Origin of the sequence: Mucilaginibacter gossypii (assembly GCF_900100945.1) — a bacterium.
GTDB lineage: Bacteria > Bacteroidota > Bacteroidia > Sphingobacteriales > Sphingobacteriaceae > Mucilaginibacter > Mucilaginibacter gossypii.
In genome coordinates this window covers 170,276-188,918 of record NZ_FNCG01000009.1, presented here as the reverse complement: position 1 = coordinate 188,918, position 18,643 = coordinate 170,276, and the positions used below count along the sequence as shown (strand labels likewise).

The window sequence follows — 18,643 nt, the reverse complement described above, 5'->3', positions numbered from 1 at the left end:
TAAAAATGTGTTAAATTTAATTTGCGAAATTTTTAAAAATATTTTGCCAGCACCTGGTGGAAGTTATATATTTGCGGCCACCAACGCGAAAGTAGCTCAGTTGGTAGAGCACGACCTTGCCAAGGTCGGGGTCGCGAGTTCGAATCTCGTCTTTCGCTCTTAAGCCTTTCCCTATTCAGGGAGAGGCTTTTTTTATACTTCTATATCATCTATTCCCCCCAATAAAGTAATAATTGGAGACTGGGCAGAAATTTGAAATGCTTAAATTAACCCAAAGCAATAGCTGCGTTTTTACTGCTTCCAATTGGGTTGAGATCATTTTAGTAAAAGCCTATCTGTAACAATATCAATACAATGAAGATAGATAATGAGGGTTGGCCGAGGCAGCATCATGGCAGGGTTAATTCTTCCCCGGTTCGGGAAAGTTTATATACGCTAATTGAGCTTATGGGCGGGCACAAAGGCTGTTTGCTTGTAAAAATTGCCTCAATATTTCAGGAAAAAGTTTTGCGGTAACTGTACCAGCGGATAACTTTTAATAGCTCATCTTCTGAAATAATATTGTTGCCTGTGGGCTGAAAAACCAGTTCTTTATCCAGTATTGTGGCCCGCAATAGTTGGGACGAACCCGCACTGGTTTGCGTTTCCGGTTCGAAAACGCAGACGCTACTGCCTGAACCGGGAATTAAGATAACGTCGACCCCATCTATGGAGTTCAGTAAATAATTTTGATCCATGCTATACCTTTTGCAAAAAGTATACCTGTTTAGTAACTATCTCTATCAACGTGGATGACCGAAAAATAAAATATAACCGTCAGCGTCTTCCAATTCAAAGCCGCGCAAGCCATCAGGAGTATTTTGTAGTGGTACAGTGAAACTAGCACCGCGCGATATAAACTCTGCGGCCAGCGTATCCGGCTCAGGTACACTAACATATGCGTCCCACCGGGCATCCGGGGCTTGCTTGTAGTTCGGAAGCGGATCCCCGCTTACAGATTTCGGGAAGATCATTGCCCCATCCCGCTGTACAATAGCAAAAAACGGATCGTGATCTGGCTCCTGGAAAACGGTATCAAAACCGAGTTTCTCCAGATAAAAGGATATTGCCGTTGTGACATTGCGTACAATGAAGAATGGAGCAATGCCGGCTATATGTGGCTGATTCATAAGTTGATTTTACAAGACCGCATGTATAAATATATGAAGCAGGTACTGGATTGGCAATATGTGAAATATGGTTCTCCTTACTGAATAATGTGAACATAAAAATAAGTCTGTCGGATATAAGTCTTACCCGACAGATTTGCATTGTAATGTCCTTTATGGCCCGTTATAAATAATTGTACAACACAGTAATTGTAAAGTGCTTATGATATTAATTTTTGGCTATAGTAGATAGTCTTGCTAATGAGAAGGCGCCGATGGCCATTACAATATCACGCACAGCCACATCTAAATAGTTGCCGCTTGCCAATAAACTAAGTGCGATTAATACTAACCAGGCACTAACAAGATAAGCTCCTTTTTGAGGATTAAAAAGCACTAATATTCCGGCCACAATTTCAATTATGCCAACAATCATCATAAATACATGTTCGCCAAAAGGAAGCATGGCTTTAATTGTTGGATTGAGATAATGTGACCAATCAGTCAATAGGTTGGTGAATTTGTCGGCTCCCGCTACAACAGGCACTAAACCATAAGTAAACTTTAAAAGAGTTTGAGTGTTTTTAGTTTGATCTTCCATGATTATTTTGAATTAATATCCATTAGAGATTGCCTTTGAACAAAGGGTTACAAAGTTTAATTAGAGGTAATCTGTAACCCTTTAGCTTTACAGTGCTCTATTATATAAATCATATTTTATGAACCCACCTGCCGATCATATGACAGATACTTTCAGTGACGAGGAGATTGTAAAACGAGTAGTTAATGGCGAAAAGCATTTGTACGAAAAACTAATGCGCAAATTCAACGAAAGATTGTATAGGATCAGCATGTCCATCATTAACGACGATAAGGAGGCTGAAGACATTATGCAAACGGCCTACCTGAACGCCTATCGCCAGTTGTCTAATTTCAAACATCAATCGAGTTTTAGCACTTGGCTAATCCGGATCCTGATTAACGAGAGCCTGTTGCACAAAAAGAGGAAAGCTCAATTAGAAAAAACACTTACCGAACATATTCGCATTGATCACCAACCTGAAACACCTTTAGATAATCTTATGAACAAAGAATTAAAAGCTATTTTAGAAAAGGCGGTATTAACGCTCCCCGAAAAATACAGGTTGGTATTTGTAATGAGGGAGATACAGGGAATGACCACTAATGAAACAATGGAAGCGCTGGAAATAGGGGAGTCTAATGTTAAAATAAGATTGAACCGGGCCAAAGAAATGTTACGCACCGAGTTAAATAGTTATTGGCAGCCCGGAGAACTTCTGGAATTTAACCTTACTCGTTGTGATGTGATCGTTAATTATGTGATGCATAAAATCAATGCCGGTTGATAATAATGTTACCAGAAATTTTGTTTTTACTATGGTTAATCTTTTAAAAACAAACCGCGATGGGTAACAATCTGGTCTTCGTCGATTTGTTTGCCACTGGCGGAGATAGCAAAGCCGGGATCAGTATATTTGTTTTAAGGAGAGATCACTCTTAATGATCGGCTTCGTTACTTTTAAACGACTTATAAACCGCCCTTCAATTAGTAAACCGCATGAATAAAACAGCATTCGCCCCCAATTTTAAAGCGATGAGATTTGACATGGTCAAATTACTCGTCGTAAGCATATTATGGATTCCGATGGTTTTTATTTCAAACAAATGTTCAGCGCAGGCCACACCCTCACGGGTTTTACTTGCACTTTCAAAAAGCGATCATAATTTGGCGATCATCAACCCGCTGACTTTAAAGGTTATTGCACGCGTGCCCGTGGGTTCCGATCCTCATGAAGTTATTGCCTCAGCCGATGGAAAGACGGCTTATGTTTCCATCTACGGTGGAGGAAGCCTGCACGAGCTGAGCGTAATTGATCTTGTGGCGCAAAAAGCGCTGCCCGCCATTGATACCAAACCATTGATGGGGCCGCATGGACTCACATTTGCAGGAGGAAAAGTTTGGTTCTCGGCCGAAGGCGCTAAAGCTGTTGGCCGCTATGATCCTGCAACCGGCAAATTTGACTGGGCCATGGGAACAGGCCAGGATAGAACGCACATGATCTATGTAACCGATGATGGGAAAAAGGTGTTCACCACAAATGTATCTTCAGCAACGGTAAGCATTTTGGAGGATAGTTTGCTGAAGCCAACGGGGCCTCCGGGCGGTTTTGCACCTCCGGCACGCCATGACTGGGTGCAAACTGTTATCCCGGTAGCTAAAGGTTCTGAGGGCTTTGATCTATCACCCAATGGGCGCGAATTATGGACTGCAGGTGCTGAGGATGGCAATATTTCGATCATCAATATCGCGACCAAAAAGGTAACTGCCACAATTGATGCAAAGGTAACGGGTGCCAACCGACTTAAGTTCACGCCGGATGGTAAACGTATTCTGGTTACGAGCCTCCGCACTGGCGACCTGTTTATTTTTGATGCAGTATCGCACCAGGAGTTGAAACGTATAAATACAGGGCATGGCGCGGCCGGCATCCTGGTTGATGATGACGGATCACGTGCATTCATAGGCTGCACCGGCGATAATTATGTGGCAGTGATCGATCTCAATAAATTAGAAGTGGCCGGGCATATTGATATTCGCGGGGCTGATGGTTTGGCCTGGGCGGTGAGGCGTTGATGCCGTGATAATTTATTAGCTTTAGGCTTCGTATTCTGCTTTTAGTCGTATAAAAAAGTATTTACAATCAAAGGGGTAAGTAAGGGACAGTTAAGTATCATTTTATTAGCATATTGCTGTACCAATTATTTTTACTGTAAACCCAATTATGACAAAAAATCCTGCCCCGATAGTTAAACCGGCTATCCTGATTTTATTACTGTTATTTTCATTTATACAAATTAACCTTTACGGTGCTGTAAAAGGGACCCGGATAGTTAACCTGCAGGTGGAATATACTGACCATCCTATTGGGATTGATGTTAAACTGCCCCGGTTTAGCTGGCAAATGCTGGCCCCTGAAGGATCGAGAGGCTATAACCAGGTTGCTTATCAGATCATCGTAAAAGATGCACAGGGAAAAGTGGTATGGAATAGCACCAGAATAAAAAGCGGAACAGCCTTAGCTGTGGTTTACGCAGGCTCGCCGCTTAAAGCCGCAACCCGCTATAGCTGGACGGTAACTGTTTGGGATCAGGCAGGCGGTGTTTCTTCCTCGGGCTCCTGGTTTGAAACGGGGCTCATGGACACGGGAATGTCGGCATGGGATGGCGCGCAATGGATAGGGGGAGGAGATAATGACCTGGTGCTTTATGCACATTACCTGCCGCTGTATAACCTGAAATATAAAGTGGCTATCGCTCCGGGGAGCTCCAGGGCAAGCCTGATTTTTGCCGCTAATGACCCACGGCTGATGAACAGTAACAGGAATATTTTTCAGCTTGCCAATAAAAAGAACCAATCTTATTTTAAAGTAGAGGTGGATATTTCAGGGCTGGATCAGGGAGGCAATGCACGGATCAACGTATACAGAGCAGGGTATTCGGAAAAAGATACATTGGATAAAGTATTTAAAAGCTTCCCAATAAAAACCGACCTGATTGGCAACGGTAATAAGAACAAACAACACTCCATATTGATCAATAATGAGCTTGGTACACTTACATTCACTGTTGATGATAATAAAACATTTTTAGCCGATGAGAAAGATGCAACTGCTATAGCCCAGCCTGTGCCTGCAAACCGCGACGCCGTGATAACACTTAATCCGCTTGGCCGCCGTGATGTAATCTCTTTTGGAATGCTTGGAGAGATAGGTTTTTCTGTAGATAAAGGTCAGAAAGCCGAATTTTCTGAGCTGACGGTTTCCAATTTCAGGTCGCCGCGCAACAATTTATTCAGCGAAAAGCCCGAAGAAAATAATTACAAAGGGATTTTTAAAGAAGCTGTTATTACTCCTTCATCCGGTTTAGTTATAAAAGATGGGAAATATGAGGTAGACGGCGGAAGTGCGGGCGCATTTATCCTTGCCGATCCCAGTCATAACGCTATGCCTATGCTGCGCTCGGTTTTTAATGCCGATAAAGGTATTTCGCAGGCAAGGCTTTATGTAACGGCAAGGGGGATTTATGAAATCTATCTTAACGGTAAACGGGTGGGTAACGATTATTACAACCCCGGCCTTACACAATATAACAAAACTCATCTTTATCAAACCTACGATGTAACCGGTATGGTAAGTAAAGGGAAAAACGCTATTGGTGCTATGCTCGGCGAAGGCTGGTGGAGCGGTTTGTTGAGCTACGGCTCGGTCTGGAACCATTTTGGCGACAGGCAATCCTTGTTAGCTAAGCTGGTTATTACTTATACTGATGGTTCGCAGGAGGTGATCAAAACCAATAACAAAAACTGGAAATATTTTAACGATGGTCCTGTTGTTTACAGCAGCCTGGATATGGGCGAGGTTGACGATGCCACAAAGGAAGTTGCAGTTAAAGACTGGAACACGGTAGCTTATGATGATCATAACTGGCAAAAGGCGCAGGAAGTATCTCTAAAAGGAACAACATATATGGGGGATGACGTTGACTATTTCGGGAAAAAGATCCCGCTGGATTTTGATCATATTTCGATGATCGGGCAGATCGGAACATCGGCAGGAATTTATAAAACCCTTACTGCTAAAGGAGTGAGGGAAGTTAGAAAAGGTGTTTATGTATATGACATGGGACAGAATTTTGTAGGTGTGCCCAAGATCAGCATCAAAAATGGTATCTCTGGAAAAAAACTGACCTTGCGTTATGCCGAAATCCTGTATCCAAACCTGAAGGAGTCTGGTAAAAATGTCGGTATGATTATGACCGAAAATTACCGCGCAGCGCTGAGTCAGGATCTTTATATCATGAAGGATGGCGATCAGGTGATCCAACCGCATTTTACATCGCATGGTTATCAATATATCGAAATTACCGGCATTGACAAGCCGCTGCCGTTAGAGGATGTACAGGGCCTGGTTATAAGTTCCGTAAAAAAACTCACTGCAAATTACACTACCTCTAATCCAAAGGTGAACAAACTATGGTCCAACCTAACGTGGTCAAACATCGATAACTTCCTTACTATACCAACCGATTGCCCGCAAAGGAATGAGCGGATGGGCTGGTCGGGCGATATCAGTATTTTTTCGCGTACTGCAACTTATGTATCCAATGCCGATCAGTTTCTGCGCAGGCATATGCTGGCCATGCGTGATTTGCAAACTGAGCAAGGGCGATTTACCGATATAGCACCAGTTGGCGGTGGCTTTGGTGGTGTGATCTGGGGGAGTGCAGGCATCACCGTGGCCTGGGAAACTTACCAGCAATATAATGATGTATCATTACTTGCCGAACATTATGATGCCATGTGCAGGTATATGGATTACATCGACTCAACTATTGATCCTAAAACCGGCTTCAGTACGGATGGTGTGCTGGGCGACTGGCTTGGACCACAATATATGCAGCTTGGTACTGCTTTCCCGGTTACAGCTTATCATGTTTATGATTTGGGCATTATGACAAAGGTGGCCGCTATTTTAGGAAAGAAAGATGATGCTGAGAAATTCAGGAAAAAATATGAAGAGCGAAAAGCCTTCTTCAACAAAACATTTGTTAACGCTGATAAAAAAGCCGTAGGTGTTGTTGGTGGTGGGATGTTTGGCGAGCCCGGCAAAAAAGAGTTTAAAGTTTCGGATACGCAAACGGCCTACGCAACAGGTTTGGCACTTGGCGTATTTAGCAACGAAAATATCAGTTATATGGCAAAGAACCTTGAGGCTGCCGTTGAACACGAGAATAAAGATGACCAGGGGATTGTCCGCCCTGCTTATTCTCTTATGACCGGATTTGTAGGTACGGGCGCGATCAGTAAAGCTCTTTCAGATAACGGGCACTCGGGCCTTGCTTATAAAATGTTGCAGAACGAGCATTATCCGTCATGGCTGTATGCTATTGACCAGGGCGCTACAACTATTTGGGAAAGGCTGAACGGATATACTGTAGAAAACGGCTTTGGCGGTAATAACAGCATGAACTCTTTTAACCACTATTCATTTGGTGCTGTTGGTCAATGGATGATTGCTTATTCTATCGGGATTCAGCGTGATGAACCTGGTTTTAAGAAATTTATTTTGCAGCCTGAGCCCGACCCCACCGGGGAGATGACCTGGGCTAAAGGATCTTATGATTCACCTTATGGACGGATAAACAGTAGCTGGTCCGTAAGCGGTAAAACATTGACCTATGATGCAACTGTTCCGGCGAATACCTCAGCTACATTGTTTCTTCCGGCAGTTACTGTTAAAGGCATAACTGAAGGTGGTAAGCCTGTGGCAGGGGCAAAGGGTATCAGCTTTATCGGGTTTGAAGGAAACAAAGCAATTTATCGCTTGATGCCGGGAGCTTACCGGTTTACATCAAGCTTATAAAGCTATGCCCGAAGCAATTTTGGAAGTATTGATCGCAATGATTATTAAGTTGGGGATCGATACTTCCAAAATCTATAATGAACCTTACTTGATCAGTGTAACAAGTGGTTTATCTTTTTCAACAATATAGGTAGCAAGCTCACTCGCTTTGGTGGTTCCTACATTTTTCACCGAATGCACGGTTCCGTAAGGGATAAATAAAACGTCGCCGGCTTTAAGCGTCACCGGTTGTTGGCCTGCTACCTGGTATTCCAGTAACCCACCAAGTACATAAATAATTTCTTCGCCGAAATGTGTATGCTGCGGGAATGACATTCCTTTTTCAACATCTACGCGTACCTGTACCATTTCACGGCCGGGAATACTAAGGTCATGTCGCTGTAACTCTGTGCGGCCTGCTACGGTTTGCTGAGCCAGGACAGATGATGGAAGTGTAAGTACTGCAAGAACTGCGATAATAATGGCGGTAGCCAGTTTGTTTTTGTTAGTTTTCATAGCTTTTGGTTTTAATTTTTAGTAAAACTACAGCCTCACCCATCCTTTAGCAATTGCCATATCAATGAACCGGACTAAATCATCGTTCATGCAGACATTCGCTATACCGAAATAGCCGTTTTTTGAACCCGGATTTTGTTGTGCAAGCCAGTTTTATGTACTGACAGGTTTTTAACAATGTTTCGACCAGGATAGATAATATTTTCGGGAATCGATGCTGTTCCTCAAAAGATGAGTGCGAAAGCAGGCATGCTGCGTAATGTTTAAACCAAAATAAAATAGCTATTGTTTTAAGTCCAAAGAACGAAGAGAATTTTAATTTACCGCAATTCTATCAATGCTTTTTAGCTTAAACAAAGCGGCATACGTCGTGAAAATATCAACCATTGTTGCTTTGCTTTAATGCTAATGTTAAAAGCAATGGTATATTGAATATTTGTCAGGTCGAACTGAAAAAAAAGCATTTTTTGTGAAATTTTTTCAGTGATCTCAAGTGTTTACTCTACTGGCATTAGCTTTGAATTAAATGAACCGGTTTAATTAATATAAGTTTTAATCATTAATTTATTTAAGGAGGAAGACCTATGACATTGGTTAAATTTAATGCCGACAAAAAGAATAACAGTTCGTTATTACCGTCATTTAATGATGTTTTTGAATCAATCTTAAACGATTCTTTTTTCAATGACCGCTTGGTAGCGCGCGTTCCCGCAGCTAACATCAGCGAAACCGAGGATCATTATCATGTTGAACTGGCTGCGCCCGGCCTGAAAAAAGAAGATTTCAAGATTAACCTTGATCGCAATGTGCTGCACATTTCGGTAGAACGACAAAACGAAAGCAGCGACGTTCAAAAAAATTACAGTAAACGTGAGTATAGTTACAGTTCATTTGTACGTTCGTTTACGTTGCCCGACAGCGCCAACGCCGAAAATATTGAGGCGTCTTATACAGACGGCGTCCTGAAGATCGATATTGCTAAACGCGAAGAAGCTAAGGCTATACGCAGGCAAATTGACATTAAATAAGTGGGATAGTTTTTTAAATGAGGCTCCTGTTAAAGCAGGAGCCTCTTAATTTATAGCTATGGAACTCGGGTTTTATATTTTGCTGAGCGTTAGAACACCGGCAGGATTTGATAGTTATGGACAGTATTTTTTAGGTAATGACCGAAATTTCGCCGACCTGCTTTTTGACAACTTTAAGGGTAGGGAACCTTTGAGCTCTGATTTACTGCATATCGACCTGATGGAAACGACGGATGAAATCCCGGTAAAAATCAAGTCGATATCCTGTACACTTGAGGAGCTAACCTGCACTATCAAATTGATTGTCCGGGGTATCTTCCGGCAGAAAAACCTCACAGAATTTAACGGATATGGACAGGCAACAATGGAGTGAAATGCTCATCGGCATGCTCACGATACTGGTGTTATTGACAGAATTGTTTTTATGTTTAACCAGCCCAGGTCACCGCTTGCCCGAAATGAATCAGAAATTATTGCTCACCGGCGCCTTGCTTTGGATATCGGGCATTCTTTTTCGTATAAACAAAACAGACAGCGATGACTGGGCGATATAACATTGACACGCTTGTTCTGCTCTTAACTTCGTGAAATCGTATTTTTTTCCTGATTGGGTGCAGTCTTCGTACTCCAGGTTTCCACGGGGCGTTTTTGCAGCAAGTGGATTAAAAACGGTAACCCATACCTACGCCGATTATCCAGGGCCTGATTTTTACATCGGCCGGTATGTTTTTCAAAACCGGCGCAAGTTCGGGTTTGCCCGCAGGCGTTAAATTGGATGCATCAACCTTTACATCGGTAGAGAGAAATATTTTCTTCAGATCAATATTCAAGAATACTTTTTTACTGATATCGAAATCAGCACCCAACTGAGTTGCAAAAGCAAAACTGTTGTTGTAATCAATGCCGCCTACGGTTGAACCTTTATCGGCATTGTAAAAAATAGTGTAGTTAAGCCCCGCGCCGATATAGGGTTTAAAAAGGGTACCTGTGGGCAAATGGTATTGCAAAGTAAGCGTAGGCGGAAGCAACCATACTTTACCGAGATCAACATCGGCCGAAGAGCCGGCACCAATAGCACTCAGGTTGGATCCTTTTGTTTTTACCTGGTGCTTTGTTGTCGCCAGGATTAATTCTGCAGAAAAGTTTTTGGCAAAAAAGTAGGTAAAATCGAGCTCGGGAACAACAGTATTGGAAATGTTTATGTCTCCGCCGATAACGCCTATCGTCGCACTTTCCTGGGGGATAACCCCAATTGCCCTGAGGCGGATATCCCATTCATTTTTTTGCTGAGCGAAAGCGGTTATCCCGCTTAATAAAAATAAGATCAAAGTAGTAAAGAAAATCTTTTTCATAATGATTTGTATTAAATTATGGGGCAAATGTATCCCGCAGGTGATAGACTTTGCCTGACCGGAAACAGTTGTTCTCATGATACTCATCATTTCGCGTTTACCCGGTTTATCACTGGAATGGCGACCCGGAAGCGAGCATAATACCGATGCTGCCCGCAATAAAAAAGACCCGCCCAGGGAGCGGATCTTTTTAAAGTAACTTAGTTTGAGTAGGCGCTTAGGCACGGTATATTGCGTCAATGAGCAGTTTGGCCCGGCCTGCCGTAAAAGTTTTTGTTATTTGCAGATTAGGGTGTAGCTATTTCAAGTACAATCCGGCCATCTACCTTACCATTTTTCAGGTCGGCCAAAACTGTATTTATGTCCTCTAATTTTGCGGTATGTATGGTGGCTTTAACTTTTCCTTCCACGGCGAACTCGATGGCTTCCTGCAGATCTTTACGAGTACCTACAATTGATCCCCTGACGGTATAGCGGTTCAGTACGGTTTCAAATATGGGGAGGTCGAAACTACCGGGCGGTAATCCATTCAGCGCGATAGTCCCTTTTCTTCTTAACGCGGATATACCTTGTTTAAACGCGATGGGTGATACAGCGGTAACCAACACGCCGTGCATACCCCCTGTTTCTTTTTGTAAAAACGTGCCGGGGTCGGTAGTTTTGGCATTAACGATCAGCTCGGCGCCAAGGTTTTTAGCTAATTCCAGTTTTGTATCGTCTACATCAATAGCCGCAACATGCATGCCCATGGCTTTGGCATATTGTACAGCTAAGTGCCCAAGGCCACCTATGCCGGAAATAGCTACCCATTCTCCCGGTTTGGTTTCCGTTTCTTTAAGGCCTTTGTAAACGGTAACACCCGCGCAAATGATCGGTGCCATCGCGGTACAATCCGAGCCTGCCGGGAAATGCCCAACATAACGGGAATCGGCCACTACATATTCCGCATAACCGCCGTCAACGCTATAGCCGCCATTTCTCTGGTCGTTACATAAGGTTTCCCAACCGGTAATACAAAACTCGCAGCATCCGCAGGCGCTGTACAGCCAGGGTACACCTACAATATCACCTTCCTTCAGGCCTTTAACATCAGGACCAAGCGCTACTACATAACCAATAGCCTCATGGCCGGGGATCAGTGGCATTTTGGGTTTAACCGGCCAGTCGCCGTCTGCCGCGTGCAGGTCGGTATGGCAAACACCACTGGCTATTACTTTAACCAGTATTTCATGTTGGCCCGGCTCGCGAACCGGCATTTCTTCTATTTGCAAAGGCTGGCCAAATTCGTGCACTACGGCGGCTTTCATTTTTTTAGGTATCATATTTTCAATGGCTTATGACTAATGATTTTTTTATTAATGCAAAGCTTGCGGAATTTAGCGGCTTAAATAGTGATCAAAATCACCTGCTGTGGTGATATGGGGCATTCAACTGGGGAAACTGCACGGAGATCTAAAAAAATGGGAAAGATAACTACGCTATTTTCCTTCATAAATGACCCCGGATGTCGGCGTTTCTTTCAATTCAATTTTATTAAGCCCATCCAATTTGTCGGTTATGCTTTTCCAGATCCATATGGCCAGGTTTTCGGCCGTGGGGTTTTCCAAACCAGGGACTTCGTTCAGAATGGTATGGTCCAACTGGTCAACTATTGGTTTAACCGCGTTTTTGATCAGGGCGAAGTCAAGCACCCATCCTTCGGGGCTTGTTACCTCGCCTTCAAAATAAACTGTTAAATGGTAGGTATGGCCATGTATGTTCCTGCATTTGTGGTGCAGCGGAACGTTGGGTAAAAAATGTGCAGAATCAAAAGTGAAGCTTTTGTAAACGATCATATAATACGCTTTTTGCGATTTTTAGTTTGCGGGCAAAAGAAGCGCGGAAAGTATTTTAATAAAATGATCTGTATTTCTTTATTCGTTGATTGAAATCACTCGCGCATTGGTTAAAATATCTCTGGGTTATATTTACTATACCGGCAGTAATGATTTTTCGTGGTACTTGCCCGTGTCCGCAAGTTCATAATTCGGTACAAGTTTTTCACGCTGGTAAATAGTTTTTTCCTTATTAGTTTTTTGGGGTAGATGTTGTTTTATAGATGTTGACAATCAGATTGATAAATGACAATCGTCACTATTTTAACACCCGGTACGCTCCAACTTTACATTATCAATAACGATGTTATGAAAATATATGAAAGCGATGATATACCTGTTGTTTTTAGAACACACCTGCAAAAAATGATGATAATACAGGGGCTATTGTCGACGGGCACTTAAATATAACGACATATAACCTTAATAGCCTGTTTGAAAGCCAGCTCTATAATAGCGAACCACAACATAAAAAATATCAGCCATATCAATTAATCAATCCTTTAAACATGAAAACAATCTTAGTACCCACCGATTTTTCGGGACCTGCAAAAAACGCGGCAAGCTATGCTATAAACCTTGCGCAAAATATCAAAGCAGGTTTAATATTATGTCATGCCATCAAAATACCTTCAGAAACGCCCATGGCAGCGCAAGTAGCCTGGCCTTTAGAGGATTATACGTCGCTCAAAGCAGATGCAGATAAGGAATTGGAGCAACTTTCTGTAACCTTACAACAGGAAAGCCCTTACGCTAAAGCGGCGTCAGGCCATAATGTTATTACAACGTACTGCGACGTAGGCGAGGTAGTTGATGTAGTAACAGGCAAAATAGATGAAGAAAAAAGCGTAATGGTTGTTATGGGCATGTCGGGAGCAGGAGCTATGAGCAGATTTTTTTTAGGCAGCAACACACAGGACATGATCGGCGATGCCGCCTTCCCGGTTTTACTTATACCATCGCAAGCAAAATATCACCCTGTAACAAAAATAGCTTTTGCTACCGATTTGAACAGCAGCGATATAGAAATGATCCATTCGGTGGCAAGCCTGGCACGCTATTTTAATGCAGAGCTATTGATAGCCCATGTAACCGACGAGAAGTACGAAACAGGAGATGAAAAACAGCAGGTTGAAGCTTTTTTAAATGAAGTTACCTGTAAAGCCAACTATCCTAAAATTTATTACAGGCACATTAAAGGTACGGGTATAATGCGCGGGCTCGATTGGCTTAGCGAGCACGGAGTGATTGATATGCTGGTGATGGTGCACCGTAAAGTTAACCCGCTTGAGCGCCTGTTCGGCATCAGTTACACTAAAAAACTTTCGCATCATATTGAAATACCTCTGCTGGTGTTGCCGGAGGGGCTTCCACCGCTGCATTTCTAAAAACAGGGGATGGGAGTGAGCGTATAAGATCGGATAGCAACGTGTGTTACTCTTTGTTTTAAGCTGTGAAAAATGATACTCATCACTTTTCCATCCAACAGCCATCATTTTTCAAGTGGTGGATTACAGCCATTTTTGATCTTATAAATAGATCATCAATGGCTGTAAATATACTTACCCAAACTACCTGCTACCACTGCGGTAACGATTGTGATAAAGATCATTATGTATTGGATGACAAAGATTTTTGCTGCACGGGCTGTAAAGGTGTTTACAAGGTGCTATCCAATAGTGGGTTATGTAACTATTACAGCTATAATGAACATCCCGGCGCAACACGTACCCACGTGGAAAAGCGGTTCGAATACCTTGATGATCCTTCGATCATAGCAGACCTGGTTGATTTTACAGACGAAAACATTACCATATTAACGCTTTATATCCCTTATATCCATTGCAGCTCATGTATTTGGCTGCTTGAGCAGTTAAACAGGTTTAACCCTGCCATTTATTACAGCCGGATTGACTTTTTAAAGAAACAGGTAAACCTGCGCTTTAATAACAAGGAGATAAGTTTAAGACAGGTTGTGGAACTATTAGTTGATATCGGTTATGAGCCACTTATTAACCTCCAAGATGTTATTAAAAAACAACAAACCGGTGCTGGCGATAATCTTGTAAAAAAGATAGCGGTGGCCGGGTTTTGTTTCGGTAATGTGATGCTGCTCAGTTTTCCGGAGTACTTGGGATTATCGGAATATGAGCAAACTTTCAGGCATTTTTTTGGCTGGTTGAATGTGCTGTTTTCGCTGCCGGTTGTTTTTTACAGCGGGAGGGAATATTTCCAATCGGCCTATACAAACCTCCGTAATAAAATATTGAATATCGATTTTCCGCTGGCGCTGGGCATAGCCGTGCTTTTTTTGCGTACGCTGATTGAGGTACTAACCCATGCGGGAGCCGGTTTTGCCGATACGCTTTGCGGGCTGGTGTTTTTTTTACTGGTGGGTAAATTTGTTCAGCGAAAAACCTATTACCATATCTCTTTTGAGCGGGACTACCGCTCGTTTTTCCCTGTTGCCGTACAGGCTGTTGATAACGGTATTGAAAAGCCGCTGCCCTTATCAGCCCTGAAAGTAGGTCAGCGGATCCGCATTCGCAGTAATGAGATTATTCCGGCCGATGCGATATTACTAAATGGTGAAGCGCGGATTGATTTTAGCTTTGTTACCGGCGAATCGGCTCCTGTGACAAAGGTTTGGGGTGAAGTGGTTTATGCCGGTGGCCGGCAAATGGGCGAAGCTATTGAATTGGAGGTAATTAAACCAGTATCACAAAGCTACCTTACCCAATTGTGGAATAATGAAGCTTTTAGCCGTAGTCAGGACAACCGGATGCAAACCTTTAACCAAAAGGTAAGTAAGTATTTCAGCATTGTTTTACTGATGATTGCATTGGGTTCATTAGTTTTCTGGTTGCCGGTCGATGTTTACCGTGCTTTTTCGGCATTTACAGCGGTGTTGATTGTAGCATGCCCCTGTGCGCTGGCTTTAAGTACACCGTTCACTATGTCGGCGGCACTCAGTATTTTTGATCGTAATTTTTTCTACCTCAAAAACACCGCCGTTGTTGAACAACTGGCCCGTATTAATACAATCGTGTTAGATAAAACCGGCACCATTACTATTGGCGGCGAAAACGGTGTAAGCAACAATGCACAGCTAAGCAGTTACGAGGAACAGCTCATATACAGTATTTGTAGTAATTCGGCCCATCCCTTAAGCATTCAGATTTGCGATTACCTCCAGGGGGCGGATAAACTTCGGGTAAGTAATTACCGGGAAATAGCCGGAAAGGGGATTACTGCCTGGGTTGATGGGCATAATGTTCAAGTCGGCAGCCAGTCGTTTTTAACGGGAGGAGTAGATATCGCAAAATCAACTGAAGTACACCTGATGATTAACGGGCGATACGCCGGTTATTTCAGCTTTGCAAACAAGTATCGCGAAGGGCTTGAAGATATTGCGCGGCTGGCCGCGGATTATAAAATTTACCTGTTATCAGGCGATCAGGACCGGGAGCGGAAAAATTTACTGCCTTATTTTAAGGGGGAGGGATATATGCTGTTTAACCAATCCCCGCAGCAAAAGCTTGACTTTATAAAGGCTTTACAGCTGGCCGGTAAAAAGGTAATGATGATAGGTGATGGCTTGAATGATTCGGGTGCTTTAAAACAAAGTGATTTGGGGATAGCTATTACGGATAACGTTAACAATTTTTCGCCCGGCAGCGATGCTATTTTGGATGGGCGTTCGCTCAGGTTGCTGCCCGCATTTCTTAAATTCTCAAAGGATAGTATCACCATTATCCACATTTCGTTTTTTATATCGCTTTGCTATAACCTATTAGGATTAAGCTATGCAGTAAGCGGCAGGCTTTCACCGCTCATAGCGGCCATATTGATGCCTTTAAGTACTGCAACCATCATTTCGTTCACAAGCATAGCAACACACCTCGCCGCTAAAAAAAGAAAATTATCATGAACATTATTTATTTCCTGATCGGGTGCAGCGTATTGCTTGCACTTGTGTTTTTGGGCGCTTTTTTTTGGGCGCAGCGTAACGGCCAGCATGATGATCTGTATACCCCATCGGTAAGGATCCTGCTGGATGATGAACCAACTGATAAAGATAAAAAATGACCAATGTCATTATTCGGGCAAACCGTAATCATTCTGTCGGCGGCAGCCCCTCAATACTTTTACACCATCAAATTATTTAATATCATATGCAGCCCGAAAATTTTTACTATGACAACAAGATCGTCCGTAATTTTGGTATCGCCACGGTGATCTGGGGTATAATTGGGATGACCGTAGGCCTCATCGTAGCCATACAATTGTATAGCCCGGGGATGAACATGGGCAACCAATACACTACATTTGGCCGCATCCGGCCCTTACACACCAACGCGGTGATTTTCGCTTTTGTGGGTAACGCTATTTTTATGGGTGTTTACTATTCATTACAGCGGCTGTTAAAAGCGCGGATGTTTAGCGATGCCCTTAGTCAAATTCACTTTTGGGGCTGGCAGCTCATCATTGTTTCGGCTGTTATTACGTTGCCCTTAGGTTTAACCACCTCGCATGAATATGCTGAACTTGAATGGCCAATAGATATTGCAATTACCCTTATCTGGGTTGTGTTTGGCATTAATATGTTTGGAACCATATTTAAACGCCGCGAACGGCATTTATATGTTGCCATATGGTTTTACATAGCCACGTTTGTCACCATTGCCGTATTGCATATTGTAAATTCATTTGAACTGCCGGTATCAGCCTTTAAAAGCTACATGGTATATGCCGGCGTGCAGGATGCACTGGTACAATGGTGGTATGGCCACAATGCGGTGGCATTTTTCCTGACCACCCCATATCTGGGCATGATGTATTACTTTTTGCCCAAAATGGCCAACAGGCCTATCTATTCCTATAAGTTAAGTATCCTGCACTTTTGGGCGCTCATTTTTATCTATATCTGGGCCGGCCCGCACCATTTACTGTACACCACGCTTCCCGGTTGGGCGCAGTCATTAGGTGTGGCCTTTTCTATTATGCTGTTAGCGCCAAGCTGGGGCGGCATGATCAATGGCTTGCTCACCCTGCGAGGTGCCTGGGATAAAGTTCGTGACGACGTGATCCTGAAGTTTATGGTAGTTGGCTTAACTGCTTATGGTATGGCCACGTTTGAAGGTCCTATGCTTTCATTGAAACAGGTGAACGCCATAGGCCACTTTACCGATTGGATAATTGCCCACGTACACGTTGGCGCTTTGGGCTGGAACGGCTTTTTAACCTTTGCCATCCTTTACTGGCTTATTCCGCGTATTTATAAAACGCAGTTATATTCAAAAAAGATGGCCTCGTTTCATTTTTGGATAGGTACGCTCGGGATCCTGTTTTACGCTATACCAATGTATTGGGCTGGTTTTACCCAGGGTTTAATGCTTAAAGAGTTTACACCCGAGGGGATACTGAAATATCCCGCTTTTCTGGAAACAACGATGCGCATATTGCCTATGCATGTTATGCGTTCTGTAGGTGGTGGATTATACCTGCTGGGCGTTATTGTAATGGCATATAACCTTTGCCGCACCGCGCTGCAGGGCAAACTCGTTGCAAATGAGCCTGCCCAGGCTATGCCGTTGCCTGCTTTAAGCACAACCGGGCATGAAGAAACATGGCACCGGGTATTGGAACGCCGACCAATACAAATGATGATAGCCGCATTGCTGGTTATACTGGTGGGTACTTTTATTGAGTTGATGCCAACGCTGACTATATCATCAAATATCCCAACTATCGCGGCGGTAAAACCTTATACTCCGCTTGAGTTGCAGGGACGTGACCTTTATATCAGAGAGGGCTGCTCAAACTGCCACTCACAAACTGTAAGGCCTTTCCGCTCAGAAACCGAGCGCTATGGCGAATACAGCAAGGCCGGCGAATTTGTTTATGATCACCCGTTTTTATGGGGATCAAAACGTACCGGGCCCGACCTGGCGCGCGAGGGCGGCAAATACGGCAATGCCTGGCACTATAACCACTTGATGGACCCACGCCTCATGTCGCCGGGGAGTATTATGCCAAATTATGATTGGCTGTTAACCCAAAATCTTGATACGGCTACCACAGCCGCCAAAATAAAGGCCATGCGCACACTGGGTGTCCCATATCCCGAAGGATATGAAAAAATAGCCAACAACGATCTTAGTAAACAGGAAAAAGAAATTGCCGATAACCTGTATAACGATCATATAAAGGTTAAAAACAATAAAGAAATAGTAGCCTTGATAGCTTACCTGCAACGTTTGGGTACCGATATCAAAGCAAGCAAAACCGCCGCTAAATAAC

General features: G+C 43.2%; 18 protein-coding genes and 1 tRNA gene. 12 read left to right on the top strand and 7 right to left on the bottom strand.

Going from position 1 to position 18,643, the window contains the following annotated elements; translation table 11 throughout:
* Positions 1–85: 85 nt before the first annotated feature.
* Positions 86–158, top strand: a tRNA-Gly gene (locus tag BLS28_RS17435).
* 336 nt (positions 159–494) lie between these two features.
* Here BLS28_RS17435 and BLS28_RS17430 read toward each other — a convergent pair.
* The 3 genes from BLS28_RS17430 to BLS28_RS17420 form a co-directional block, all read right to left on the bottom strand.
* Positions 495–737: a hypothetical protein gene (locus BLS28_RS17430; protein ID WP_091170144.1), complete on the bottom strand. Its 243-nt coding sequence runs from the start codon at positions 735–737 to the stop codon at positions 495–497.
* Positions 738–782: 45 nt separating this feature from the next.
* Positions 783–1,169, bottom strand: a complete 387-nt coding sequence (locus BLS28_RS17425; protein WP_091170141.1) for a VOC family protein — start codon at positions 1,167–1,169, stop codon at positions 783–785.
* Positions 1,170–1,377: 208 nt separating this feature from the next.
* Positions 1,378–1,749, bottom strand: coding sequence for a hypothetical protein (locus tag BLS28_RS17420; RefSeq protein WP_091170138.1), 372 nt, complete (start codon positions 1,747–1,749; stop codon positions 1,378–1,380).
* Positions 1,750–1,867: 118 nt separating this feature from the next.
* Between BLS28_RS17420 and BLS28_RS17415 the strand changes: the two genes are divergently transcribed.
* From BLS28_RS17415 to BLS28_RS17405, 3 genes are all read left to right on the top strand, one after another.
* Positions 1,868–2,515, top strand: coding sequence for an RNA polymerase sigma factor (locus BLS28_RS17415; RefSeq protein ID WP_091170132.1), 648 nt, complete (start codon positions 1,868–1,870; stop codon positions 2,513–2,515).
* A 212-nt stretch (positions 2,516–2,727) separates the two neighbouring features.
* Positions 2,728–3,804, top strand: a complete 1,077-nt coding sequence (locus tag BLS28_RS17410) for a YncE family protein (RefSeq protein ID WP_218134452.1) — start codon at positions 2,728–2,730, stop codon at positions 3,802–3,804.
* Between the two features lie 148 nt (positions 3,805–3,952).
* Complete coding sequence (locus tag BLS28_RS17405) at positions 3,953–7,591, top strand: family 78 glycoside hydrolase catalytic domain (protein ID WP_091170129.1); 3,639 nt, start codon at positions 3,953–3,955, stop codon at positions 7,589–7,591.
* Positions 7,592–7,675: 84 nt separating this feature from the next.
* Here BLS28_RS17405 and BLS28_RS17400 read toward each other — a convergent pair whose 3' ends face one another.
* The gene (locus BLS28_RS17400) at positions 7,676–8,086 is read right to left on the bottom strand and encodes a cupin domain-containing protein (RefSeq protein ID WP_091170126.1); all 411 of its coding nucleotides are present in this window, start codon (positions 8,084–8,086) and stop codon (positions 7,676–7,678) included.
* A gap of 584 nt (positions 8,087–8,670) precedes the next feature.
* Here BLS28_RS17400 and BLS28_RS17395 point away from each other — a divergent pair.
* Genes BLS28_RS17395 through BLS28_RS17385 form a run of 3 tightly spaced genes read left to right on the top strand, consistent with a single transcriptional unit; the run spans position 8,671 to position 9,668 of the window.
* Positions 8,671–9,114 carry an Hsp20/alpha crystallin family protein gene (locus BLS28_RS17395; RefSeq protein WP_091170123.1) on the top strand — a complete coding sequence of 148 codons (444 nt, stop codon included), beginning with the start codon at positions 8,671–8,673 and terminating at the stop codon, positions 9,112–9,114.
* 58 nt (positions 9,115–9,172) lie between these two features.
* A complete protein-coding gene (locus tag BLS28_RS17390) occupies positions 9,173–9,487 on the top strand; it encodes a hypothetical protein (protein WP_091170121.1) in 315 nt (104 codons plus the stop codon).
* On the top strand, positions 9,465–9,668 hold the full coding sequence (locus BLS28_RS17385) for a hypothetical protein (RefSeq protein ID WP_143020799.1): 204 nt from the start codon (positions 9,465–9,467) through the stop codon (positions 9,666–9,668). The genes BLS28_RS17390 and BLS28_RS17385 overlap by 23 nt, the downstream gene beginning before the upstream one ends.
* Before the next feature lie 108 nt (positions 9,669–9,776).
* Here the strand turns inward: BLS28_RS17385 and BLS28_RS17380 are convergent, their stop codons facing one another.
* Complete coding sequence (locus BLS28_RS17380; RefSeq protein ID WP_091170115.1) at positions 9,777–10,466, bottom strand: OmpW/AlkL family protein; 690 nt, start codon at positions 10,464–10,466, stop codon at positions 9,777–9,779.
* Between the two features lie 76 nt (positions 10,467–10,542).
* On the opposite strand from BLS28_RS17380, the gene BLS28_RS31390 reads away from it, so the two are divergent.
* Positions 10,543–10,665 (top strand): hypothetical protein, encoded by a 123-nt coding sequence (locus BLS28_RS31390; protein WP_256337470.1) that lies wholly within the window; start codon positions 10,543–10,545, stop codon positions 10,663–10,665.
* 88 nt (positions 10,666–10,753) lie between these two features.
* Here the strand turns inward: BLS28_RS31390 and adhP are convergent, their stop codons facing one another.
* Positions 10,754–11,788 (bottom strand): alcohol dehydrogenase AdhP, encoded by a 1,035-nt coding sequence (adhP, locus tag BLS28_RS17375; protein WP_091170112.1) that lies wholly within the window; start codon positions 11,786–11,788, stop codon positions 10,754–10,756.
* 156 nt (positions 11,789–11,944) lie between these two features.
* Positions 11,945–12,301: a 6-carboxytetrahydropterin synthase QueD gene (gene queD / locus BLS28_RS17370; RefSeq protein ID WP_091170109.1), complete on the bottom strand. Its 357-nt coding sequence runs from the start codon at positions 12,299–12,301 to the stop codon at positions 11,945–11,947.
* Positions 12,302–12,849: 548 nt separating this feature from the next.
* Between queD and BLS28_RS17365 the strand changes: the two genes are divergently transcribed.
* From BLS28_RS17365 to ccoN, 4 genes are all read left to right on the top strand, one after another.
* Positions 12,850–13,728, top strand: a complete 879-nt coding sequence (locus tag BLS28_RS17365; RefSeq protein WP_091170107.1) for a universal stress protein — start codon at positions 12,850–12,852, stop codon at positions 13,726–13,728.
* Between the two features lie 158 nt (positions 13,729–13,886).
* Positions 13,887–16,271: a heavy metal translocating P-type ATPase gene (locus tag BLS28_RS17360; protein ID WP_091170104.1), complete on the top strand. Its 2,385-nt coding sequence runs from the start codon at positions 13,887–13,889 to the stop codon at positions 16,269–16,271.
* The gene (ccoS, locus tag BLS28_RS17355) at positions 16,268–16,429 is read left to right on the top strand and encodes a cbb3-type cytochrome oxidase assembly protein CcoS (RefSeq protein WP_091170101.1); all 162 of its coding nucleotides are present in this window, start codon (positions 16,268–16,270) and stop codon (positions 16,427–16,429) included. The genes BLS28_RS17360 and ccoS overlap by 4 nt, the downstream gene beginning before the upstream one ends.
* Before the next feature lie 86 nt (positions 16,430–16,515).
* Entirely contained in the window at positions 16,516–18,642 is a 2,127-nt protein-coding gene (gene ccoN / locus BLS28_RS17350) for a cytochrome-c oxidase, cbb3-type subunit I (protein ID WP_091170098.1), read from the top strand.
* Position 18,643 lies beyond the last annotated feature (1 nt).